General features: G+C 51.4%; 10 protein-coding genes and 1 pseudogene. 5 read left to right on the forward strand and 6 right to left on the reverse strand.

Going from position 1 to position 13,510, the window contains the following annotated elements; all coding sequences use genetic code 11:
* Positions 1 to 282 precede the first annotated feature (282 nt).
* Positions 283 to 648: a 4-fold beta flower protein gene (locus tag G9Q84_RS29800; RefSeq protein WP_420875411.1), complete on the reverse strand. Its 366-nt coding sequence runs from the start codon at positions 646 to 648 to the stop codon at positions 283 to 285.
* A 56-nt stretch (positions 649 to 704) separates the two neighbouring features.
* Entirely contained in the window at positions 705 to 851 is a 147-nt protein-coding gene (locus tag G9Q84_RS08900; protein ID WP_181643186.1) for a hypothetical protein, read from the reverse strand.
* A gap of 357 nt (positions 852 to 1,208) precedes the next feature.
* On the opposite strand from G9Q84_RS08900, the gene G9Q84_RS08905 reads away from it, so the two are divergent.
* From G9Q84_RS08905 to G9Q84_RS08915, 3 genes are all read left to right on the forward strand, one after another.
* A complete protein-coding gene (locus G9Q84_RS08905) occupies positions 1,209 to 2,087 on the forward strand; it encodes a helix-turn-helix transcriptional regulator (protein ID WP_181643187.1) in 879 nt (292 codons plus the stop codon).
* 479 nt (positions 2,088 to 2,566) lie between these two features.
* Positions 2,567 to 6,910, forward strand: a complete 4,344-nt coding sequence (locus tag G9Q84_RS08910; protein WP_181643188.1) for an NACHT domain-containing protein — start codon at positions 2,567 to 2,569, stop codon at positions 6,908 to 6,910.
* A gap of 733 nt (positions 6,911 to 7,643) precedes the next feature.
* Positions 7,644 to 8,615: a DUF4760 domain-containing protein gene (locus G9Q84_RS08915; protein ID WP_181643189.1), complete on the forward strand. Its 972-nt coding sequence runs from the start codon at positions 7,644 to 7,646 to the stop codon at positions 8,613 to 8,615.
* 304 nt (positions 8,616 to 8,919) lie between these two features.
* Here the strand turns inward: G9Q84_RS08915 and G9Q84_RS29260 are convergent.
* Positions 8,920 to 9,180: pseudogene (locus G9Q84_RS29260) on the reverse strand (IS5/IS1182 family transposase); the annotation flags it as partial.
* A 36-nt stretch (positions 9,181 to 9,216) separates the two neighbouring features.
* Entirely contained in the window at positions 9,217 to 10,047 is an 831-nt protein-coding gene (locus tag G9Q84_RS08920; protein WP_181643190.1) for an HNH endonuclease, read from the reverse strand.
* Between the two features lie 248 nt (positions 10,048 to 10,295).
* Between G9Q84_RS08920 and G9Q84_RS08925 the strand changes: the two genes are divergently transcribed.
* A complete protein-coding gene (locus G9Q84_RS08925; protein WP_181643191.1) occupies positions 10,296 to 11,423 on the forward strand; it encodes a hypothetical protein in 1,128 nt (375 codons plus the stop codon).
* Positions 11,424 to 11,587: 164 nt separating this feature from the next.
* On the opposite strand, the gene G9Q84_RS08930 is transcribed toward G9Q84_RS08925, so the two are convergent.
* Together G9Q84_RS08930 and G9Q84_RS08935 are read right to left on the reverse strand one after the other, a co-directional pair.
* Positions 11,588 to 12,502, reverse strand: a complete 915-nt coding sequence (locus tag G9Q84_RS08930; RefSeq protein ID WP_181643192.1) for a hypothetical protein — start codon at positions 12,500 to 12,502, stop codon at positions 11,588 to 11,590.
* A gap of 15 nt (positions 12,503 to 12,517) precedes the next feature.
* A complete protein-coding gene (locus G9Q84_RS08935; protein ID WP_181643193.1) occupies positions 12,518 to 12,847 on the reverse strand; it encodes a hypothetical protein in 330 nt (109 codons plus the stop codon).
* 326 nt (positions 12,848 to 13,173) lie between these two features.
* Between G9Q84_RS08935 and G9Q84_RS29265 the strand changes: the two genes are divergently transcribed.
* A complete protein-coding gene (locus G9Q84_RS29265; RefSeq protein ID WP_236461915.1) occupies positions 13,174 to 13,392 on the forward strand; it encodes a hypothetical protein in 219 nt (72 codons plus the stop codon).
* The last annotated feature ends 118 nt before the right edge of the window (positions 13,393 to 13,510 follow it).

A 13,510-nucleotide genomic window follows, 5' to 3' on the forward strand; every position in this document is an offset into this window, starting at 1 on the left:
TTTCTTTCAGAAAACCTTGAGCCTGAAGTGAGTTTTTTCTGAAGATATACAAGTTTGCCCAAGCACGGCAGCTGGTACTGATGTGTTACTGGACTGTCACGTCAGGCAGGAAGCCAGGAACAAGCGTCTGTACCAATGGGATGATTTTCGTTGCGAGATCTTCCATAGCCTGTCTTTCTTACCTCATTAGTCGGAGGTCTGAATCATCCGTTGGCTTAAAGCCGGTGCTTACACCGCTATCGTTCTTAACCATGGCCGAAAGAGCGGGCATGTCATTTCTTATCAAGAGAAAAATTCATCCCCAGGTATCTTTGATTGAAAGAGACGCATCAGAGCATAAAATTTCGGACGCCTTCGACATTTGAGATATCGCATTTGCTTGGGGCCCTTATTTGGAGGGGGTAGGAGCCACATCTTCATTGAGCCACCGCCTGACTCTGGTGTGCGTAGCACTATGTGGCCGTGATTATCGCGAATGTAGCCATTCGCTATAAATCCTAGATGTAAGCCTGGATAGGAGTAGACCGAACCTTCGTGAAAGTAGGCGAGTGGACGGCCACAGTATGTATATAAGTGCTCGTCGTCATCTGTATACGCGATCAGCTTGTGTTGCATATCATAGAAATCTAGGCTCATGAGGCTCTTCATTGCAGCGATGGGAGAACAGGGCACTTGTGTGCCCCGAGCTCTGTTAAGCAGCCAAATTACTTGGCTGCTTTAGGGCGAATCACGATACGAAACGGCTGACCGTTTGCACGTCGAATCACCTTCCCGGTTTTGGTGGTGATGGTCATGCGATAGATGACCTCACCCTCCGCGTCGGGTTTTTCGAACATCTCAATCTGGGACATAAAATGTCTCCTGCTGAGGTAGGCTCAAACACAGAACTCGCTCCCTTGCGAAAGGAGCCGACAGGGGCTACCATCGCAAAGCTTTCTTCAACGAAGCGCGAGAGACATCTGGAGTCTGTTCAGACGTCTTTTCCCAAAGGCCGGTCAAGGTGCGAACTTGATCGGCTTTTTTGTTTCTGGCTTTCCACCATCTAGTCCAATGCAGGCTCAGAAGCCTCCTCGTAGCGCTAGTGATGAATATGTATCGGTGTCATTTGCAAAGCCTATCATCATCATTTTGATGACGTCAACTGCTCATGTGTTATGCTGGGTGAAAGGTGACGGGCTTGACCGACTTTTAGATTCGATGGAGATGACATGATTGATTTGAGCGAGTACAGCCAAGCGCAACGGGAGCGCCTGGTGTACATCGATTTCCGCCTCTACTTCACAGGCGCCGTCTCACGTGCGGATCTCATGGATAGGTTTGGCGTAGGCGCCGCTGCTGCCACCCGTGATTTCGCTCAGTACAAGGATGTTGCCCCCCAGAACACGGAACTCGACACGGTAACGAAGCAGTATGTGATGCGCGAAACATTCTCCCCTTTGATCGCACATGCGTCTGAGCGAGTTCTCACTGCGCTTTCGCAGGGGTTCGGCTATGGCTTGGATTCATATGAAAAGCCGCTGATCCCCCACGAGTCGGTTTCGTTGCTCAGCAAACCTAAGGTGGAGGTTTTAGCGCCCATCACCAGGGCAATTCACCTCAAACGGGTCGTTAAAATCAGCTACACCTCCGGTTCAGGTCAGTCAGAGCGAACCATCGTACCGTTCGCTATTGGTTGTGACGGTCTTCGCTGGCACGTCCGGGCGTTTGATCGGAAACGTAAAAAGTTTGCAGACTTCGTTCTAACTCGAGTGGGGCATGCTGAGCTTCAGATGGGGGAGAAAGCAGGAGACGAAGAAACGCCGAAACACGACGATCAGTGGAATCGGATGCTTGAGTTACCTATTGTCCCGCATCCCGATAAAGACTCTACAGAGATCGTGAAGCGTGACTACGACATGCTTGATGGCGTGCTCAAACTACGAGTTCGCGCCGCCATGGCGGGCTACGTACTGCAGCAGTACCACGTAGATTGTTCTCCAGATCACAGCATCGCGGACAAGGCTTACCGTTTATGGCTCCAGGATCCCCTAGCTCTTTATGGGGTAGAGAGCTCCATGTTTGCGCCTGGGTACAAAAGTCCTAAATGACCTATAACCAGCGCACTGTTCTATAACTCGATGCCATCCTTAACCGGGCTGGTTGCAGGAGGGGGCTGTGAGTGAGCATGACTCGCCAGGTTCGTTAGGGCAATTTTCATCGTCGTGTTCAGCTCCTTTCTGTATTAAGGCTTAACGGAACGGCAGCTGAGAAATTCGCCCAGCCTGTGCAGGTGGCCGATTATCGCTAGATTTCTTCATAGACCTTTGCTCTTGTATCTGCACTATCACTGGCTTGGGTTCAGGGCTAATCATTCGGCGCGCGGAGCGCTCAGCGTCAGCGGCTAGCAGCCGTCCAAGCGCCGACCTGATCAAGGAAGTGTAGCTACTTGAGTGGCAATGCGACATCGGTGTGGGTGCCGCATATCTGAGTTGAACTACCGCAGACGATTCAGATTTTATTTCGGTTAGGATGGTAGAGCCTCGGCAGGCGATGTTGGGGCTGCACTTGAACTGCTTTGAGGCTCGATATGACCATGCACTCGGACGACTTCATCGATCTTGATCGCACCTTCTCAAAAATCCCTCTAAATGCTGATCTGTCCGATGATGTTGATCTGAGTGGTAGGCATCAGAGTCGTGGGGAGCTTCACTGGACAGACTTGCTCAATCATCACCGAGTGATACTTCTATCCGAGGCTGGTTCAGGAAAAACGGCCGAAATCCAAAATGTCACTCGACAGCTTCGGAGCGCAGGAAAAAACGCCTTTTTTCTCCGGATTGAAAATGTCTATCCAGATCTGGAGGACGCTATTGAAGAAGGCACTTTCGATGAGTTTAAGAGCTGGCTTGATTCTGGTACGGAAGGCTGGCTGTTTATGGACTCGGTTGATGAGGCTCGGTTAAAAGATCCTAGAGATTTCGAGCGTGCAATCCGAAAATTAGGACGTTTAACCAAGAGTAGTGGAGCCCAAGCGCACATACTCATCACAGGTCGTAGCACAGCCTGGCGCCCTAGTACCGATTTAGCTATCTGCAAAACAGCTTTCGAGTTTGAGGCAAAAGCTCGTCGAGCTGTTCCCATACAAACTGATGCTCTTGAAAGCGCCGTACAAACGACGACAACCGAGGCCGAGCCAGATACTTCGTTTCTCGTAGTCACTCTGGACGACATCCATGACGCCCAGATTGATCGCTTTCTAAAGGCCACTGGCGTTCAAGACGTCAAGGCGTTTCTCACCGCAGTTGAGCGCAAAGAAGCCTGGTCGCTAACCACGCGTCCTCTGGATTTCATGGAGCTCGTGGGTTTTTGGCATAAGCACCAGAGAATAGGCACACGACTGGAGTTGATGAAAAGCAGCATTGACCGCCGCCTTGAAGAACGCGACCAGAACCGTGCAGAGTTCAGCCCCATTGCTCCAGAGAAACTGCGTGAAGGAGCGCGTCTCATCGCTGCCGCAGCAACGTTTGGTCAGATATCTGTAATCTCCGTTCCTGATGGCGACGCTAGTAAAAAGGGAATTCCTATTCGCGCAGTGTTGAGAGATTGGGATGACGCTGACGCTGGTGCCTTACTGGCCCGCCCCATTTTCGAACCCGGCATTTATGGAACGGTTCGGTTCCATCATCGGACTGTCCGAGAGTACCTAACTGCAGAGTGGCTCCACGAACTAATCCGAGGTGCAGGCTCGCGAGTCAGGATCGAGAATTTGTTCTTCCGTACACAATATGGTCTGGAGGTCATCAATCCTTCGATGCGTCCAGTTTTGCCTTGGCTCGCCCTGTTGGACGAGCGCATTTGTAAGCGGCTAGAAAAGGTTGCTCCGGAGGTGTTCTTTGAGGGCGGTGATCCTGGGCAGCTCCCCCTGAGCACACGCCGACGCGTGTTGCGCAAGGCTTGTGAACATCTGGCGCAGCCGGCTCACAGTTGGACGATGACCGACTATTCAGCCGTACAGCGATTCGCGCACCACGATCTCACTGAAGACATCAAAGAATTACTGACCCTTTACCGTACCAACGATGATATCGCCTGGTTTCTTTTAAGAATGGTATGGCAGGGAGAGGTAGTGGGGGCACTTGCAGAGACTAAGCAATTTGCCCTCAATGCTCAGCACAAACACACTCGTTTGGCTGCAATCCGAGCTGTTACCGACTTGGGTACAGCCCAAGACGTAGCCGATGTGCGCCTAGCGCTGCTGGCAGGAAAGTTAAAGGTTAACAGGGAATGGTTAGCTGAGCTGCTTGATGGATTTACGCTCGATACCCAATGGCTGCCCTGGCTGCTGCAGGCGATCGAGAAAAGTGCGAAGAAAGAGCGCTACAGCGGTAGGGATGCCCTAGCGTTGAAACTTTCCGCCCTTGCTACGGTTTGTTCGCTGGAAAACCTGCCCGCTCTCATTTGCGGGCTCAGAGTGCTTTTAGACAAGCCTCCTATGGAAGATCACGGTTTTAGCGTTATCTCTAAGAAATACAGCTGGTTAGCTGAGATAGCTGGTACGGCGGTGCTCCGTTTGCTTCAGGTAAGAGACCCGTTTGTGCTTGAAGAACCGGCCCTCGCGATCCTGAGCAAGCTGGCACAAGCGCATATTTATGGCGAGCTCGATACTAGAGAACTCGGAGAAGAACTCCGGGAGATCGTACCTACTTGGCCTGAGCTCGATTACAAGCTGTTTTGGTATGACGTTGTATTAGCTCGTAACGGCCTAGTGCATCGCGGGGAACCTGTGGTTAACGTTTGGCAGTTACTTGGTTTCCGGCCATTCTGGTCGCTGAATCGGCAAAATTTTAGCCTCGCCTGCGATCACATCGAAAGCCTCACAAATATGGATGATCGCCTGATGGCGCTCAGTATGGCTTTCAATATTTACACGCAGTATGAGGAGCCAACCTGTTGGGAGAGTCAGCTTAAGCAGGCAGCCGAGGCCCATGTCGTGCTTCGCGAGAAGCTTGAAATTTTGTTGAACCCACCGGAGCGGGACGTTGACAAGTGGGAGATCAAGCAAGCTCAGTGGAAAGAAGAGGCAGCCAAGCGAAAAGCGGAAGAGACAGAACGTCGTCGCTCTTGGCGAGAAGGTCTCGCAGCCGAAGTGACCCTGATAAACAGCCCAAAACCAGGCGTGATGACTCGAAGCCAGTCTTACCTAATTGAACGGCTGCTTGACGGCTCAACCTCATCTAATACTTGGAGCAGCGGAAATTGGCAATCGCTCATAACTGAGTTCGGCTTGCCAATTGCTCAAATGTTTCGTTCCGGCGCTGTTAATTTCTGGCGTGGCTATTGCCCAACTCTGCCATCCGAGGGGGCTCCTGCCAATTCTACCCCCTACCAGGTGATTTTGGGATTGACGGGGCTCGCTATCGAAGCCAGAGAGGAGTCATTGAGCTTCACGCAGATGTCTGCTGATAACGCTGAGTACGCAGCCCGCTATGCGCTGCTTGAGCTGAATGGTTTTCCGGAGTGGTTTCCCAATCTTTTCAGGCTATACCCGAGCGTCATCCGAGAAATCGTAATGCGCGAAGTCAACCATGAGCTGGATCCGCTACGTTTGGGGTCAGGTGGTAATCGTATTTTACAGAGACTTCGCTGGAGCGGGGACTGGATGTACGGAGAGCTGGTTGCTCCACTCTTAATCCTCTTGGAACAGCAGATCAGCGATCTTGAGTCGCTTCAGCTTGTGCTAAGCATCGTACAGAACTCATCAGTCCATGATGGCGTCCTGGCAGAGCTCTCCAGAAAGCGTGCTTTGGAAGAGGCTAATTTGGATATTGCGCCGACTTGGTACGCCGTGTGGATTGGAACAGAGCCGGCGCTTGCTATCCCGGCACTTGCATCTCGCATCGACTCACTGTCCTTAGATGAGGAAAAAGCCAAATTTGCCATGCTTTGCCTGATTGCGATTGTTGGAAATCGCACTTCCAGCCGTTGTAGGCAAAACTACAAAACAGTTGGGCATGCCAAGAGCCTGTATCTGCTTATGCACACTTATATACGTATTGCAGACGACATTGATCGCGCAGGAACAGGGGTCTATTCCCCGGGGCTTAGGGACGATGCCCAAGGTGCTCGTGATGGCCTATTAGCTCTTATTCGAGAGACGCCAGGTAAGGAAGCATTCCTTGCATTGCAGGAGATTGCACAGGCGCACCCTGCCGAGCCATTACGTCCATGGGGCGCATTTTACGCTCATCAGAAAGCTACAGCCGATTCACAGACGTCACCTTGGGAGCCAGCGAAGGTCGTCGAATTCCATGAGTCGCTGGAAAGCACGCCGTCTACCCATCGCGAACTCTGGAACCTGGCAATCGATCGTCTTCTGGATTTAAAGCATGATTTAGAAGATGGCGACTCCAGCTATGCAGAAATTTTGCTGCTGACCAATCAGGAGACTTCCATTCGGAAGTTCATCGGAAAGTGGTTGAGAGATCGCGCAGTAGGAAGGTACGTCGTTCCTCAGGAAGAGCAGCTTGCCGATGACAAACGCCCGGATTATCGATTCCAGAACAGCCAGACCTACGCGCCCGTACCTGTCGAACTCAAGCTCTCTCAGAACTGGAGCGGCCCCGAGCATTTTGAACGGATCGAGAACCAGCTCTGCGGCGATTACCTACGCGATGTAAGCTCAAGCTGCGGCATTTTTTTGCTAGTGAACAATGGGGGGCAGGTTGCGTGGGACTCTCCCAACAATGGACGGATTGGATTTGAGGATCTAGTTATCGCATTGCAGGAGCACTGGTTAGCCATCGCGTCGAAATTTCCGAATGTCGAAGACATCAAGGTCATTGGCATAGACCTTACTAAGCGAGGAGGAGTGACCGCGACCAAAGCCATCAAAGCTAATCAGGCGGAGGCTAGCCAGAGAGGCGAAGGATGATATGCGGCGGCTGAGGTTCTTGAAATGGAATGTCAAAGGCAGCGGAGATTTTGTAATTTCTCGATTCTGTCGCCTGGAAATTCAGAAGCGATTGCTGGCCTCAGAAGGTAGTTTCGAATCTTTTGGCTAGCGATGGGGGGCGGAATAATCGGGTCAGATATTGATGTCGCCGGCGAAAGTGAGTGAGCTGGCAACGAATTTCTGAGTGCTCGAAAGCGAATCTGATCATTAACCAGGATGCGATCATTTTCCGTGATCATGTTACTCGGTCTAGGTTAACTGAGAGCTAACCACAGTCTTCGGTAGGATTCTTGTGACCGTCGGTCGGCTGCTTTTTCTGTTGTGTGTGTCACTGATATTTTTCCCCGTGCTCACCGTCGCCACTAGCCAACCGCTCGTAGAGTTACCTAACCTATGGTGGGCTTTGCTGACGGCCATCAACGAGTCGTGATGAGCTGCTTAGCGCCGGAGCTTGACGTCCCCAGTCGGGCGTATGGGAGAGTAGTCGCAACATTTTTTTGTTGCGTTCCAGTGCGCGCAGGTGCAAGAATCAACTGTAATTAAGGCCAGCTACGCTTAGCTGTCTGATCACTGAGTGAGGAAAATACGATGACTCTGAACCTTGAATTGATTGCCAAAGAGATTGATCTAGGCTTGGTATGATTTGACGCTTGCGTGACACGGCAACTAAGCGCCAACCCAATGGGTGGCGCTTTTTTTTTAAGGACGATAAATGCTTTTCAGATTTGTAAACGCCAACAAGCTCGCTTTGCCTCTGATTTATATTTTTTTCCTAGGATGCTTGGTTGCCGCGCTTGGCTACCTTTTTTATGCCCAAGTCACCTGCCAGGACTGCTCCGTCTCTTCGATCAATCCGTCGTCCTTTCTGATGCCGATCATCGCGTACCTGAGTATCGGACTGGTGGGCATCACTATTGGGTTCACTCGCAAAACGGCGAGTGAAAAAAACGCTCTGGAATTCGAAAAGGAAATGTCAGAGCTTGGAGAGCACTTCCAGGTTTTATATACGGTTCGTCAGGGTATGCTTCTCCCTGACGGTAACCTTAATCGCCGGAAAGCGGTTGCTTACATGCACGAGCTTTATGCACCTGCGAGTTCCTCGACTGCCTCGCCAGGCGCGACCAAAGCAGACCCTTCATTCGAAAGCGGGGACGATTCTGCGACACAATTCTTTTTTTACTCAAGTTCGACCACAGACGGTGCGGGCACTAAACGAGCTGAGCATGTCTTTTACACGGGCAGATTTGCTGCAGCTGGTACGCCAAAAACGTCCAGTGCCGCTAAAAAACCGGCCACTTCCAAAGATGCAGTGAGGGCCTCAGCTTCGGTCATCCTCAACGCAATGGAAGGCTGTGCCAACGCGATCCGCTACGGCATCTATGATGAAGATTTCATTTACAACATCTACGGCAGCCAGTTTATTGACCTCTATGAGCTGACCTATGGTCTGATCAAGGCCCGGCAAATCAAGAAAGCTCGGCTCTGGGTTAATTTTGAGTGGCTCGCTGTGAAGTGGACTCTGCGTCGGAACATTACTGGTGTTATTTCCAAAGAGTCGGTGGAAACCTCTCATATCATCAACCAGTCGCTTGCCGCTCTGAAAGAACACAACAAGATCAGACCAATCACCAAAAAGCTGAAGCAGTTTGAAGCGAAGCTTGAGCGCAGGAAATTTCCAAGGTAAAGACTGAGGTCAGTCTAGGAAAGGTCTGCGTCATAGTTTTAGAGGTGCCCGATTTCGCGGAGAAGGGCTAAGTAAGTGCCTTTCGTCGACCAGCCTATCTTGCCGTCCTGGCAAAAATTTTGTCCCAAACGCGCCTAGCAAATTCCACGTAGGCGCTCGGCACACCTCCAAAGCAGCGCTGCGATACCTTGAGTATGTTGGCTTCCGTCGCGTAGCTGATGTATCTCCGAAATCCGAAATTTGGGAGGAGGCCCATTTGCGCGATATCGCTAGTGTCTAGGCTGTTTCGAAGTTCTGACTAAGCTTCGGCGTAATAGACGTGGTTCGCCAGCAACCATCGGCAGCGCTTGCGCAGGTGACCGCGCAAGCTGGGTATATACATCTCATCAAGCAATGGCTGGGAGTAAGCAAGATCGAGGGTCTGTCCACCCAATATCCGATAATAGAAACTTCAGCAGTACGCCGATGGCATCGCAGAGCATGTGGATCTTGGTGGTCAGGCCCCCTGAACGCGTGGTCTTGCGATTCTTCAGGCTCCTGTTTTCCCGGTACCTGAAGTCGCTCGCTTCAAAGGCTGGTATGCTTCTTCGAGCTGTAGAAACTATAATATGTATGGTCGATAAGAATTAAGGTTTACTTCGGTGTAACTAAATCTTAAGTGGTTCATTAGCTTTGTATAGCTCTGAATAAAACTATCTCTTTTCTCGCAAATTTCACTTTGTATATCAAGCGATTCTTTGTAAGGGTAAAGTTCCCCTTTGTTGAATAGTATGGTAAGTGTATTTCCGCGTTGGATTGTGTCTTTGTAGACCGAGATTAGATGCTTTTTCTCATTCTCAAAGTTTGATTTGAGAAGCCAGGAAAGTTCTCGATACGTTTTTTCAAAGTCGGAAAAATTAAACTCTAAAATTTCATCGTAGAACGGGCGTGCATCTGGCAGGTCAATAGGGAACCCATTTAACACTGACCCGACCTCAAAAAGGTCAGAATTAAAGCTGTCAGGTAGGCTTTCGCAGTAGCCACGAATTCGAGTGAAGGCTAAGTTCTCCATCAGCAGACTTAGCGAGCTTATGTCACGACTGCGTCGGTTGTCAGTGGCTAACGAGTTCTCAACAAATTTTTCAAGTTCGATCTTCTTGCGGTGTAACCAGTCAGGGGGAAACCGCAGGGGGTTGTCATCTACAGACTTGTGGTGATTAGGGCAAAGTAGTATCAGGTTGTCGTAGTCATCGATGTCCCCGCTAAAGCCATCCTCACCACGAGGCCCTTTCTTGCTTCGAGCAATTATGTGGGCTGCTTCTGAAATATTTTTGTTATCAATGTCAATATCGCATACCTGCTCCTTGAATACACTTTCAAAGCCCGGGCACATAGCACATCGCCCTGCAGCTCTGGCATACAGCTCCTTAAGAGCTTTTGGCTTAACTGCCATTTCTTGAGTCCTTGCAAAAATCGGGTAGACGAATGAGTGTAAATGCATATTTCCGCTTGCGGCAACTTGCTCGAGCGCGATGAGGGAAATGTGACTACGTATAACACGTAAAAAAGTGCGATTTCGCCGCCTTTTGTGCATCTTTCTGTCACAGCGAGTGTGCTAGCTTAAGTGCGAATCTGCAGTGTTGGTCGCCTGGCTCGGCGGCGAGGTCAGCAGATTACACCACAGTTACCAAGGAGGGATGCATGAACTTTGAGCACACCGGATTTCGAGAGATTTTCAACTTTGAGCACCACCTCAACTCTGAGGGTGGGTTTGTCATAGGCCCCTACCGAATCACTGTGAGCAAGGAGCTTATTGGTGGGGATTTTGCTCGGTCATCACGACTCGTCTTTGGTGGTGCCTTCGATTCTTCCGGGTTCAGGAACACCGTCACTGAGGAACCCTCTAGCTCTGGCACTTGGAACGTAACGGCGGCTGTAGCGGAGCACGAGGGGCTAGATCAGGCCTCCGTGCTTTTGCCCGGCAATCCATGGGTGAATGGAGCCTACGACCTATCGGTCATTCTCTCGCTTCTCACAGGTCGCCATGTGCTGGTTGGCAATGCTGCCAGGCCGTACATGCCGGTTTCAGCAGGGCAGGCCGTCACCAGCAAAAACTTCTTCCGTACCCACCCAGTGATCGATTGGGCGCTGCTTCCAGTTCTGCAAGAAGCAGGTGCTGGAGAAGCGATGGAAGCAGTGATGCTCGCAATGACTAATAGCAATGCAGGCGTGAAAATTGCGATGGGATCGGCTGCGCTCGATGGGCTGAACACCCACTGGTACAGTGCCTCGGGCTCCAACCGCTATACGAAGGACGTAAAAGCGGAGGTCAAGGTCGCGGCACAGGCATTTAAGGAGTATCTGGAAAAAGCCGGTGTGAGCCAGGATCTCATTGATGACATCATGCCGCGACTGTCAAACGTTGCGAATGAGTCGGCGCTTGCCAAGCTCGCAGCCTTCTTGAAGGCCGGTGGCATGTATCCGGAAAATCCAGATGAGGGCGCGCCTAAGCGTCTCAAATGGCTGAATGTCCTTCGTAATTCCGTAGCGCATTCAGGCTCGATCAGGTTAGACATTGCAGAAAGTCCTGAGGCGTCCTTCCGGGTAGCCGGCGCTGTCGCACTGCTGCTCCAAGACATCTGCCGGGTTTACATCGCGAAGTACCTGCTCAAGATTGAAGATCAAGGTGTTGATAAGGCGCAACAGGCCGTGATGACCTTCTTTCTGAACGGGACGTACCACGGTCAAGATATCCTTTCCGAAGACTACGAGACCTTCAGGCAACGACTGATCGACCACTACGAAGAATTTGGCAATCTCGACCTTTAACGACAGGCTTGAGCAGAGAGGGCGAAGTGCTCTCTCCATGCAATGGTAGCGCTAGTTCCAGCAATCCACTTTACTGGTATCAATCACTCGGCTGTACGAATCTACCTCCCTTAGTGAGAGGCTATGGCCTTCAGGCGCGAGGATTTCGAACCCCCCAGATGAACTCATCGGTAGGGAATCCAGGTTGGTGCAGCGGGAGGGCAGGGAGGGGCACTCTCCTTCCGAGGCTGCGCAAGTTCCAGCCAAGTGCTCGCACAGAGGTATTTAGGCTGAGTGGATACTTTGGCATTTTGAGGGCCCATGTCGATGGGTTGATGCTGAGCTTGCGCAGTGCTCGTATTAGCCCCAGAAGTTGGGGTGGATGGGAATATCACCCAAATACAGGCTGCTGCGCCGGCAGCCATGAGAAGCCGCTCTATCGTTTTGAAGAAACCTTCGTGTTTTTTCGTCCTGGCATCTTTGTAAATCAGCCGTAGCCGCCAGCTGTAGTCCATCACGCTCTGCTGGTGGTGAGCGCTAGTAATGGAGAGATACCTGAAGAACGTGGATAACAGCTCTCTTATTCGTTTATCGGTCAGCTTCTCAGGGCTCGAGTACATTCCCAGAATGATGTTCTCTTCGTTCATTTTCAGGACTGCTGAACTATATGGCGCCATGAAAACTGTGACAGCTCCCGAAGGAGATTGGTTGAACCACAATGCAGCGTCTTTTTCGAGAAGAGTTTTGGCAGCGCCTTGAGGGGGGTATTCGCTTTTTTCCAACGTATCGAGACCTAGCCGCCGGGTACCACACGTCAACTGCAATTGGGCAAGGTACTGGCCTTCAGGCAAATGCCGGTAAGCGTCTGGAACGACCGGATGCAAATACAAAGAGCCGAAATGACCAGCGAGCGGTGAGTGCTCTATCTCATCAAACACTGCCTGGATCCGCCTCACCATTGCTGGCCACATCTGTCGGCGCGCCAAGGACTCGAGATCATCGAGCTTGATACGCTCAGCGTATTTCTCAAAAGCTTTCATGCCGGGATGTTGGCGGCGATGAGTGCGAATCGGGCGCGAAGCGTTAGCTTGTGAGTTCATTGGTTAAGTTGCCAATTATTCAACTTCGGCGGTGTAGGGATCGTAATGGCCATGTACGTACTCGCCTCCCTTTTTCCAGACGATTCGGCCGATCGCGGCCTCGTTTGAAATCTGTACGACGTACTTAACCTGCTCAATTTTGCCTCCTGCTGCAGCCTTCTTCACCGCGCGAATAATGCGGTCGCGAACGTCCTTGATACCATCCTCGTTGTTAGCAATTTGGCTGAATCGGCCACACCACACAGTATCGACACCACTTAGTTTGACCCATCCCTGTTCCTTGAGGCTGGCGTCGAAGTCATTCCGCTGGGCCGTCGAGGCATTCTTCAAGTCGAGGGACATCATTGCTCTGATCACTGTGCAGTCCTTGAGTAAACAGTTGGATTGGCCAAGGAATGCCTCTTTGCAAGGCATGTGGCGCAAGGCCATCTTCCATTGTCAAGGGTCTCTAAGTCCAGCGTTACAAGCTCATCAGCGACGGTGGTGTGGTATCTGATCCAATCGGCAAGAGGAGCGCGCAGGCATAGCCGTAGAGGCGAGGATGGAAACCCGCAGGGCCGAGACGCAGTCAGGCGGCTTGGTGCATGACTGCCGTACCTTGGGCGCCCCAGTCCCCACGAATACGACTTCCCATTACGGTGAGCTATCATCGGGAGCAAACAGGAGGCTCTATGACTCGAGACACCAAGGACACCGTCTACTGTAATGTCCAGATGCCTATGGCCACGGGGCGAGAGCTTTCTCAGTTGGTGGCTGAGCTACGAGCATCAGGCAGTCATCCTGGACTCGACTCAGTCTTCGAAGAGATACAGTACGAGCTGGATTCGTCGATCGAGTTCGTCGAAGAGCACCTCCGTGGTGAAGGCGGATTCGGCCGGCGGCCACACTGAGCGGTCTAAGTCGAGACGGCTCACTTTCTACCCCCTAGGCCCAGAATAGCAACCTGCATGGCGCCAGCAATGTCAGATTTCGTACCCGACCCAGGCTAATCCAACCAGCATCAAGATG

This window comes from Pseudomonas sivasensis (assembly GCF_013778505.1).
Classification (GTDB): domain Bacteria; phylum Pseudomonadota; class Gammaproteobacteria; order Pseudomonadales; family Pseudomonadaceae; genus Aquipseudomonas; species Aquipseudomonas sivasensis.